This window comes from Myroides sp. LoEW2-1 (assembly GCF_009767705.1).
Taxonomy (GTDB): domain Bacteria; phylum Bacteroidota; class Bacteroidia; order Flavobacteriales; family Flavobacteriaceae; genus Flavobacterium; species Flavobacterium album_A.
Window position 1 is genome coordinate 24,409 of record NZ_WSPP01000200.1, and the last position, 9,725, is coordinate 34,133.

General features: G+C 33.7%; 9 protein-coding genes. 3 read left to right on the forward strand and 6 right to left on the reverse strand.

Translation table 11 applies throughout. From position 1 onward, the window contains the following. Positions 1–70 precede the first annotated feature (70 nt). From asnS to GOQ24_RS11850, 5 genes are all read right to left on the reverse strand, one after another. A complete protein-coding gene (gene asnS / locus GOQ24_RS11830) occupies positions 71–1,504 on the reverse strand; it encodes an asparagine--tRNA ligase (protein WP_155090921.1) in 1,434 nt (477 codons plus the stop codon). A gap of 224 nt (positions 1,505–1,728) precedes the next feature. After that, positions 1,729–2,817, reverse strand: coding sequence for a Glu/Leu/Phe/Val dehydrogenase dimerization domain-containing protein (locus GOQ24_RS11835; RefSeq protein WP_155090920.1), 1,089 nt, complete (start codon positions 2,815–2,817; stop codon positions 1,729–1,731). A gap of 217 nt (positions 2,818–3,034) precedes the next feature. Continuing rightward, positions 3,035–3,598 carry a ribosome recycling factor gene (gene frr / locus GOQ24_RS11840; protein ID WP_155090919.1) on the reverse strand — a complete coding sequence of 188 codons (564 nt, stop codon included), beginning with the start codon at positions 3,596–3,598 and terminating at the stop codon, positions 3,035–3,037. Positions 3,599–3,607: 9 nt separating this feature from the next. Then, on the reverse strand, positions 3,608–4,327 hold the full coding sequence (gene pyrH, locus GOQ24_RS11845; protein WP_155090918.1) for a UMP kinase: 720 nt from the start codon (positions 4,325–4,327) through the stop codon (positions 3,608–3,610). Positions 4,328–4,373: 46 nt separating this feature from the next. After that, the gene (locus tag GOQ24_RS11850; protein WP_155090917.1) at positions 4,374–5,168 is read right to left on the reverse strand and encodes a patatin-like phospholipase family protein; all 795 of its coding nucleotides are present in this window, start codon (positions 5,166–5,168) and stop codon (positions 4,374–4,376) included. 76 nt (positions 5,169–5,244) lie between these two features. Here GOQ24_RS11850 and GOQ24_RS11855 point away from each other — a divergent pair, with 76 nt between their 5' ends. After that, complete coding sequence (locus GOQ24_RS11855; protein ID WP_155090916.1) at positions 5,245–5,841, forward strand: thioredoxin family protein; 597 nt, start codon at positions 5,245–5,247, stop codon at positions 5,839–5,841. Between the two features lie 543 nt (positions 5,842–6,384). On the opposite strand, the gene GOQ24_RS11860 is transcribed toward GOQ24_RS11855, so the two are convergent. After that, positions 6,385–7,008, reverse strand: a complete 624-nt coding sequence (locus GOQ24_RS11860; RefSeq protein WP_155090915.1) for a YiiX/YebB-like N1pC/P60 family cysteine hydrolase — start codon at positions 7,006–7,008, stop codon at positions 6,385–6,387. Between the two features lie 336 nt (positions 7,009–7,344). Here GOQ24_RS11860 and GOQ24_RS11865 point away from each other — a divergent pair, with 336 nt between their 5' ends. Together GOQ24_RS11865 and GOQ24_RS11870 are read left to right on the forward strand one after the other, a co-directional pair. Then, complete coding sequence (locus GOQ24_RS11865) at positions 7,345–7,842, forward strand: 3'-5' exonuclease (protein ID WP_160339776.1); 498 nt, start codon at positions 7,345–7,347, stop codon at positions 7,840–7,842. Positions 7,843–8,037: 195 nt separating this feature from the next. Beyond that, complete coding sequence (locus GOQ24_RS11870; protein ID WP_160339777.1) at positions 8,038–8,421, forward strand: hypothetical protein; 384 nt, start codon at positions 8,038–8,040, stop codon at positions 8,419–8,421. The last annotated feature ends 1,304 nt before the right edge of the window (positions 8,422–9,725 follow it).

Consider the following 9,725-nt stretch of genomic DNA (forward strand, 5'->3'; position numbering starts at 1 on the left):
CAAATAATTATTTATCAAAAATAATAAAAAAATGTGATAAAGTAAACATTATTAATAAGTATCAAGACCCTTAAAACTCTGCGCTTTGTGGAGTTCTTGGGAATGGAATTACGTCTCTAATATTGGTCATACCTGTCACAAAAAGCACAAGTCTTTCAAAACCAAGACCAAATCCACTGTGAGGAGCTGTTCCGAATTTGCGAGTATCTAAGTACCACCATAATTCTTCTTCATCAATACCCATTGATTTTATTTTATCAACAAGCACATCATATCTTTCCTCTCTTTGTGAACCTCCTACAATCTCACCAATTCCTGGGAATAAAATATCCATTGCTCTTACTGTTTTACCATCCTCATTCATTCTCATGTAGAATGCTTTGATTTCAGCTGGATAATCAAACAAAATTACAGGACATTTGAAGTGCTTTTCTACTAAGTAACGCTCGTGTTCACTTTGCAAGTCAGCTCCCCATCCATCGATGATGTATTTGAATTTTTTATTTTTATTAGGCTTAGAGTTTCTCAATATATCTACTGCCTCTGTATAGCTAACGCGTTTGAAATTATTTTCCAATACAAAGTTTAGCTTCTCTAATAAAGACATATCACTTCTCTCTGCCTGCGGTTTGTTCTTTTCTTCGTCTTGTAAACGCTTATCTAAGAATACTAAATCATCATGACATTTTTCTAAGGTATATCTCACAACGTATTTAATGAAATCTTCTGCAAGATCCATATTGTCGTCTAAGTCATTAAAAGCTACTTCAGGCTCGATCATCCAGAACTCTGCCAAGTGACGAGAAGTATTTGAATTTTCAGCTCTAAATGTAGGACCAAATGTGTACACAGAACCTAAAGCCATAGCATAAGTTTCTGCTTCTAATTGACCAGATACAGTTAGGTTAGTTGATTTCCCGAAGAAGTCTTCTTTGAAGTTCACTTTTCCTTCTTCAGTTCTCGGTACGTTGTCAAAATCTAAAGAAGTAACTCTGAACATTTCTCCAGCTCCCTCTGCATCCGAACCTGTAATGATTGGCGCATTGAAATAAAAGAAACCATTATCTTGAAAGTATTTGTGTACTGCATAAGATAAAGTACTTCGAACACGCATAATTGCTCCGAACATATTTGTTCTGATTCTCAAATGCGCATTTTCACGTAAGAACTCTAAAGAGTGTTTTTTAGGTTGAATAGGGTATTCTTCTGGATTCGCCTCGCCGTAAACTTTTAATTTATTTACTTGAATTTCCACGTTCTGTCCAGCTCCTTTGCTTTCGATTAATGTACCAGTAACAGAAATAGCAGCACCTGTATTTACTTTTTTAAGTAACTCTGCTGGAAATTTGTCTAAATCTACTACACATTGAATGTTGTTGATTGTAGAACCATCATTTAATGCAATAAACTGATTGTTTCTAAAGGTTTTTACCCATCCCTTAGCTTTAACTTCATGCAGTAGGTTTTTACCTGTTAGAAGATCGACGATTTTCGTATGTTTCATGATGAAATATAATTTTAATAATCTGTATGTCTGTTTTTAAAAAACAAAATACTCGCAAATTTAGTAATTTTCTATCTATAATAGAAGATAATTGTCATATACCCATATTAAATTGTATCGCTTTTTTTTGTTTTCGATTAGATTCAGTTAAAAGTTCTATCCTCACAAAAAAAGTCAGCTCTATTACCTGCTGACTTTTCATTTGACTTAGTGAGTACACTGTGTTATCTTTTTTTGTAAATGCGTTCTTCTGCTTTTTGCATTGCTGCCTGAAGGGTTGTTATTTTTTTATTTTTAGCATCGTTTAATACTTCTAACGTTGTGTTGTAGATGTTTTCGGTGCGTTTTAACGCTTCATCTTGTCCATAGTGAACTATTTCCCCAAAAACATTTATTATTCCTCCAGCGTTGATTAAGAAGTCTGGTGCATATACGATTCCTTTGTCTTGTAGTATTTTGCCGTGAACTTGCTCTACTGCCAATTGATTATTAGCTGCTCCAGCAATTACTTGAGCTTTTAGTTTGTGAATAGAATCATCATTTATTGTCGCTCCTAAAGCACAAGGTGAATATATATCCATATCTTCAAGAAACAAATCAGCTCCTGTGAAAACCTTTGTGTTGTATTTTTGAGAAACGTATTCTACGCGTTCTTTATTTATGTCTGTTATCGTTACGATAGCTCCATTTTCAGTAAGGTGTTTTACAAGTGTTTCGCCTACATTACCTATACCTTGTACAAATACTTTCTTGCCGTTAAGGTCATCGGTACCCCATTTGAAATTTGCCGCAGCCTTTAACCCCATGAAGACTCCATAGGCAGTGACAGGTGAAGGGTTACCAGATCCACCAAGCTCTTTTGAAATTCCCGTTACGTGTGGGGTAATTGAGTGTATTAAATCCATGTCAGCTGTAGTAGAACCTACATCTTCTGCTGTTATATATCGACCACTTAGTGAATCTACATATTTAGCAAAAGCCTTAATCATCTCTGGAGTCTTATCTTTTTTCGAATCTCCTATGATTACTGCTTTACCACCTCCTAAATCTAAACCTGATATTGCCGATTTATAGGTCATTCCCCTGGATAAACGAAGTACGTCGTTTAAAGCTTCCCATTCTGATTGATAGTTCCATATTCTCGTTCCACCTAAGGCAGGTCCTAAATTGGTATTGTGGATACCGATAATAGCTTTTAGTCCTGAATCTTTGTCGTGGCAAAAAACAATTTGTTCGTGATTGTCAAAGGAAAACTGACCAAATACGGGATTAGATTTTTGTAATTCTTCTGGTGTAAAGGTTCTTGTAGTCATAATACTTACTGTTTTTTGTGATTTAATTCTTGTAAGTTAGTGAAACATATTGAATTAGCGTATGATAAATATTATGTTTTAGCGATGAGTATAAAAAAAATCCACAGTGCTGTGGATTTTTTAAAAATTGATTATAAGAATAATTCTTTAGAAGTTTATACTCTACAACTTATCGAAGAAGTAGAAAAAAAAAAATCCGCAAACCTGCGGATTTTTTTTAAACTTTCATGATTTCAGCTTCTTTAACAGCCAATATATCATCTATTTTTTTAACGAATGCGTCAGTTAATTTTTGAACTCTTTCTTCAGCGTCTTTACACATATCTTCTGAAGTTCCGTTTTTTTCTTCTTTCTTGATGTCATTATTAGCATCTTTACGAGCATTTCTGATACCTATTTTAGCATCATCAGCTTCAGATTTAGCTTGTTTCGCTAAGTCTTTACGTCTTTCTTCTGTTAACGCAGGGATGTTAATAATGATGTTATCTCCATTATTCATTGGATTCAATCCTAAGTTTGCAATCATAATTGCTTTTTCAATAGGTTGTAACATGTTTTTTTCCCAAGGAGTAACAGTTAATGTACGCGCATCAGGAGCATTGATATTTGCCACCTGTGATAGCGGAGTTTGAGAACCGTAGTAATCTACAAACACAGCTCCTAACATTTGAGGAGAAGCTTTTCCAGCACGAATATTTAATAATGATTTCTCTAAGTGAGCTACAGTGTTCTCCATAGACTCTTTTGCAGAGTCAATTATTAAGTTGATTTCTTCTGTCATAATTATAGGTTAATTTATGTTCACAGACACAGTTGTTCCAACTGTATCGTTCCCTTGACAAACTTTTAATAAATTATCTTCTTTATTCATGTCGAATACAACGATTGGCAACTCATTTTCTCTACTTAGTGTAAATGCCGTTGTATCCATTACGTTTAATCCTTTTGTCAGTACATCACTGAAAGTGATTTTTTCAAATTTAATAGCTGAAGGGTCTTTTTCCGGATCTGCCGTGTAAACTCCGTCTACTCTTGTACCCTTTAAGATTACGTCAGCGTTAATTTCCACCCCTCTAAGTACTGCAGCAGTGTCAGTTGTGAAATAAGGGTTACCAGTTCCAGCTCCGAAGATGATAATTCTTCCTTTTTCCAAGTGTCTCACTGCTCTTCTTTTGATATAAGGCTCAGCTACAGCTTCGATTTTTAAGGCAGTTTGCAATCTTGTTAACATACCAGCAGCTTCTAATGCTCCTTGTAAAGCAAGTCCGTTGATTATTGTCGCAAGCATTCCCATGTAGTCACCTTGTACACGGTCCATTCCAACATTTGCTCCAGCAACTCCTCTAAAAATATTTCCTCCGCCTATAACAATCGCGATTTCAACACCTAAGTCGTGAACTTTTTTAATTTCAGCAGCATATTCTGCTAATTTTTTTGGATCAATACCATATTGTTGATCTCCCATTAGAGCTTCTCCACTTAATTTTAGTAGAATTCTTTTGTATTTCATCGAAAGATTATTTTTAAAGTTTTGCAAATATAAAGATTATATACTTCTATAAAATAGCTTTTTGTAATTTATCTTGATTCCTTTGATAGGATTCCTTAGCGGCTTCATACCCAATGTTGTATATTTTATCCATTTTTTGACGATTTCGTTCAAAAGTAGAATAGTTTATTAACTCTTGAGGTTCAATCAACCAGTCGCACTTCTTACTCTGATGAATATTGCTCATAGCTGTCATTAATTCATAGGCACGAAGGGTGACAGCGCGTATAGAACTCAATTGGTCTTGTGGAACTTCTTGGATTGGTGTAACATTTATACCTATAACAAAATCGGTTACTTGTTTCATTATATTGATAGGGAAATTGTTTACAATACCACCATCACTATATATTTTATCCCCTATTTCGTAGGGAGAGAATATTCCGGGGAAGGCACTTGAAGCTAAAATAGCATCAGCTACTTTTGTATTATTATCAAAAATATGTAAAGTGCCTTTTGAAATATCTGTTGCTGTAATATACACTGGAATAGTTAGTTCCCCCAAAGTTTTATCACTAAAGACTTTGTTTAGATATTTATCAAATGCGTTTACATCGATCAAGCCTGCTTTTTTTAGGGTGAAGTGTTGCCAATTGAATAAATTGACAGACTTGAAAAAATCTAATATTTCTCTTGGTGGCATTCCATACGAATACAAACAGGAAACTATTGATCCTGCACTTGTGCCTGCAAGTGATGTAGGCTTTATGTTCTGTTCCTCTAAAAACTCTAATGCTCCTGCATGAGCGAGTCCTTTGTAGCCGCCTCCAGATAAAACTAATCCTATAGTTTTCTTACTCATAGTCCTTTGTATTGTTAAAGTGTGTTTGCTTAAAAAAGATGTATCTTTGAAATAACAAAGAATAAATTTACACAAAATGATACAGATAGACCTGAAAACGCTTGATAAAAGTTTTACTTACAGTGAATTTAGAACTTTCGTTAGCGAAGCTTTGGCAAATAATATTGCTGCTTTAGAGATTGATGAGAGTTATTTGAGCTATGCTCAATTGAATGAAACGCGCTTGAATAGATTAGATAAAACTTTAAAAGTCGGAGAAGAAGCTGCTGCTTATTTGCAACAATTGAAAAAAGATTACTTGTGGTTGGTTATCTCTGAATCTTGGTGTGGTGATGCAGCGCAAATCGTACCCATGATTAATAAAATGGCTGAATCATCTGACCGCATTGATCTAAAGCTTGTGTTCCGCGACAAGAACCTTGATTTGATGGATCAGTTTTTAACTAATGGAGGTAGAGCTATTCCAAAATTGATTATTGTTGATAAGGAAACGATGCAAGTTGTAGCTGATTGGGGACCACGTCCTGTTTTAGCTCAAAAACTTGTAGAAGACTACAAAGCGGCTCACGGGACAGTTGATGAACAAGGAAAAATCGAACTGCAAAAATGGTACACAAAAGATAAAGGTAAAGAGGTTGAAAGTGAAATTATAGCACTGATGAAATCTATCTAATTCCTGAGAATATAATAAAGCTCTTTCTTATTAACGAAGGAGCTTTTTTAATGTGTTTTATCTACTTAAGTTTTTGTTCTTTTAGAAGTCTCTGTCTCTTGGTTGTCTTGATAATATCAGTGTTTATATACTCGAGTGTGCCTTTTGTTTCTCCTTTTTTTATCTCGTGATTTCGAAAGGCGTTTTTGTGTTTGTGAGATGTATTTACTTTTGTGTTTTTGATTGAAAGAAAGGGAAAGCAGTAGTTAGCAAATAGGTATCTTGTAGTAAAGTAGTAGCTTCGTGATATTGCCTTATGCTTAATATATATTGGCTTTATGTGTAAAGACCTCCTTTTTGAGTGGATTGAAAGAGGGACGGAGATATTCAGTTTTAGGCTCATGACCGAAGTAGATCAATGGAGTTCGTTTCTTTTTGAATTTTATTAGAGACAGTACGAATTGTCTAAAAATGTTCTCGTCCTATTTTGATTATTCAATCAAAATAGGACGAGATTTATTTTTGTCTAACGGAGTTAGTGATATTTGAAAAGTGATGTTTGATTTACCTTTCTATTGCTCCCAGCATTGTTAAATGTTGAAAGTATGACATACCTGCAGGATTTAGTCCAGGTAAACCTTCTGGTATCGGTTGATTCAGATTTTCAAAATACTCAACCCACACTGGAAAGAATTCTTCTGTGTGTTTTGACTTATAAGTCATGGCAAATAAATAAAAGAATGATTTGCCATTATTAGCATATTTAAAGGCATCGTACAATAATTCGGAACAATAATATTTTCCGTTATCGAGTAAGTAATTCTCATCATATGGAACTCCTACTTGTTGTAAAGAAAACTCCTTCGCTTTTTCTATTAGTTTGCGGTATTTCTTGTTTATTCTACCTAAATGACTTGGATTGGGTGATTTGTCCAGGAACTCATCTAATGGGGTGATACATACCTCTGGATGAGTAGCTTCAATAACTTGTAGTTTGCCTTCGTGATTAATAACCATTCCAATATGGTTGAAATTGTTGTCATTATACCCAAAAGTTACTTCGTTTATTGCATCGCATAATGGTCCACAATTAAGGTTTTGAAAGATTAGATCTCCTTCTTTTAATTCTGTTTTCTGTGCAAAACTCAAAAAAGGCACTAATGTAAATAGTAAAAATAGTTTCTTCATTTTATCAAAAAATAGTAGTTGTGCTAAAGTACAATTATCTGTTAGTTTGAACAATTTTTTAAAATCAATTTAAGTTTCTTCTTTTCTGTATTTTGGTTGAGTAGAGCGTGTTTAGATATAGAAAAGTACGAAGAGTCTATTTTGTAGTTGTAGAGAGAGAACATGGGGAGAGTGGGGTGTTAGTATGTAAAAATAGTAGTATTTAGGTGAAATAGCTTCAGTAGTCTTTTCAAGTTTTTTCTGTTCTAAGCAGATTAGGACTTGTTTGAGTTATTTGTTCTTAAGTGAAGCAGATTGAGAGATTATCATTAATTTAGCCAATCGAAAAGTTGAGATATGGAAAGTTTTGTAGCCATTGATTTTGAAACTGCTAACCAATATAGAAGTAGTGTTTGTAGCGTAGGATTAGTAGTTGTAGAGAATCACGTCATTACAGATAGTTATTATAGTTTGATAAAACCTATTCCTGATTTTTATAGTTATTGGAATACGCAAGTTCACGGATTGACCTCTGAAGATACAGCATCTGCTCTTTTTTTTCCTGACATTTGGCAAGAGATGAATGCTATTATTGGCGACTTGCCTTTAGTTGCGCATAATAGTGTTTTTGACGAGGGGTGTTTTAAAGCTGTTTTAGCAGCCTATGATTTACCCATACCTAACAACCCATTTTACTGTACATACAGAAAAGCAAAGAAGATGTTCCCTGAATTGCCTAATCACAAATTAAATACGGTTTCTTCTTACGTTGGATATAACTTGAAAAATCACCACAATGCTTTGGCTGATGCAGAAGCGTGTGCGTTTATAGCACTTGAGGTGTTTAACGATTAGAGGTATTATAGTTTTCTGAAAATTTTCATCCAATTTCTTTTTTAAACCATTCGTAAATTAACGTATCGTTTCTTAATTAAATATTAAAATAACAGTGTTCGTTTTGCGTTTACTCACAAAATAGCTTGCTTAACTATTTATTCTTATCGTTTTTATTTGACTCATTGTACATTTATAAAAAACTTAGAATGAAAAATGGAATCAATGTTTAGTTTAAACAGGTATCGCATAGCATTGTGGATGTCTATAATGACTGGATTTTGTTATGGAGTTATATCTTGTAAAGAGAAAAGCCCAAACAAAATTGGTGCTTTGGAAGCAAAGGAGCAAAATTACCATATAGATTTAAAAACTGACAGTGAAAGCAATGAAAGTGAAAAGCTTGTCAAAGTGGAAGCATTTGGAAAAAAGGGAGAAAAGTACAAAGGGGAGATTGTATTTAGGGGGGAGAATGCTGCAGGTTATATTTATGTCAATTCTGAGGAGAAGATTTTTGTAGATGTAAAAGAATCTATTGATGGTGGATTTGAGGCTATTGATATTAATGGAAACAAATATTTCTTATTATTAATGCGCTAATCTGCATATCAGAAAATCAGTTTGAGATAAACTTTAAATTGCATCAGTATTTCTTATGAAAAGTTATTGCTATCTAAAATTGGAGAATAAGCTTGTAGTTCATACTATCTTAGAAAGGTATGCTTTCTTGTTTTCTAACACTTTTATATCTTATCTTTTTTATTGTTTATTGGTTCTATAACAGTGGATCTACTTGTATGTCTTAAATATTGGGTGATTTACTGGAGGTAAATTTTTAAAGCCTTTAGAACGGTAGTAACGAGGTATAGTGATGATTTTTCACTATCCTTAAATCAATAAATGTTTTATCTATTGCTATTTCTTGTTTTTTTGTAGTGTATCTAACTGTCTAATTGTATTCGGCAGCGAACGCTCTTATTTGTTCTTTTGGAGGATTAAGCAAAGGAGTAATACCCTTTTTATTGGTTGTGAAAATTTTGAACTACATATGAGTCTATTGAATATTTAATATAATAGGGGATTTGTTAGGAGTTCCTTGGGGGTTTCTTGCGGTATGTTAGGGGTTTTGCTCGCAAAAAGACGTGTTTTCCGAAGAAAACCCCTAACATACCGCAAGAAACCCCGAAGAAAGTACCTGCAAATTAGTACTGATTTAGTTGTGTATAACCAATACAAAAGCATTCAGTACGAAACGAAATTTACCACTATGTAGTTTGGATAGTTGAGTTAAGTACTTTCGCTTATGTTTGGTATTCTTTCTTTTAGCTATTGTGCTATTGTCTTTTTATGGCCTTTACCAGCTTTGAATGTAGAAAAGATCTATCAATTAGTTATATATAAACTTACGATGTAGTGAAAAGGTTATATGAGAGAGTATTTAAAGCAGCGCAATTGTCCGAAGTTATGGTTATGTTCCTTACATGGTTTGCAATTGCATTTACTGTGGTTATTATAGTATTAAACCTTATTTGTTTTGAAGATGGCTCTCTCATTCATGGTCTTGCTACTTTGGGTTTAGGTAAGCATCATTTGTTTTTGTAAGCCCCTGATAGCTTTTTTGTAAATGTTTCTTTCTACATAGGTAAAGAGTGTGAATTTTCACTCTTTTCCATTAATACTATTGAGATTCTATTTCAATGTAATAGGTGAGATTTTCATTTTGGTTTTATTATTAGCCATTAGTGGATATAAATGCCTTTTTAATCATTGTTGTTTAATGTCTTTGGCTAATCGATAACAAGGTATGCACCCGAGCAAGTACATCTTGTGAGATCTAATTATTCTTCTACATTATCCAGGATAAGTTTCTTGTAATTATGAGGATATAAGTCTGCGATATTCTT

Coding starts and splice junctions, on each gene's coding strand:
- GOQ24_RS11860 (WP_155090915.1), bottom strand. CDS start 7,008: ATGAAGAAACTATTTTTACTATTTACATTAGTGCCTTTTTTGAGTTTT.
- GOQ24_RS11855 (WP_155090916.1), top strand. CDS start 5,245: ATGATACAGATAGACCTGAAAACGCTTGATAAAAGTTTTACTTACAGT.
- GOQ24_RS11870 (WP_160339777.1), top strand. CDS start 8,038: ATGGAATCAATGTTTAGTTTAAACAGGTATCGCATAGCATTGTGGATG.
- GOQ24_RS11850 (WP_155090917.1), bottom strand. CDS start 5,168: ATGAGTAAGAAAACTATAGGATTAGTTTTATCTGGAGGCGGCTACAAA.
- asnS (WP_155090921.1), bottom strand. CDS start 1,504: ATGAAACATACGAAAATCGTCGATCTTCTAACAGGTAAAAACCTACTG.
- frr (WP_155090919.1), bottom strand. CDS start 3,598: ATGACAGAAGAAATCAACTTAATAATTGACTCTGCAAAAGAGTCTATG.
- GOQ24_RS11865 (WP_160339776.1), top strand. CDS start 7,345: ATGGAAAGTTTTGTAGCCATTGATTTTGAAACTGCTAACCAATATAGA.
- GOQ24_RS11835 (WP_155090920.1), bottom strand. CDS start 2,817: ATGACTACAAGAACCTTTACACCAGAAGAATTACAAAAATCTAATCCC.
- pyrH (WP_155090918.1), bottom strand. CDS start 4,327: ATGAAATACAAAAGAATTCTACTAAAATTAAGTGGAGAAGCTCTAATG.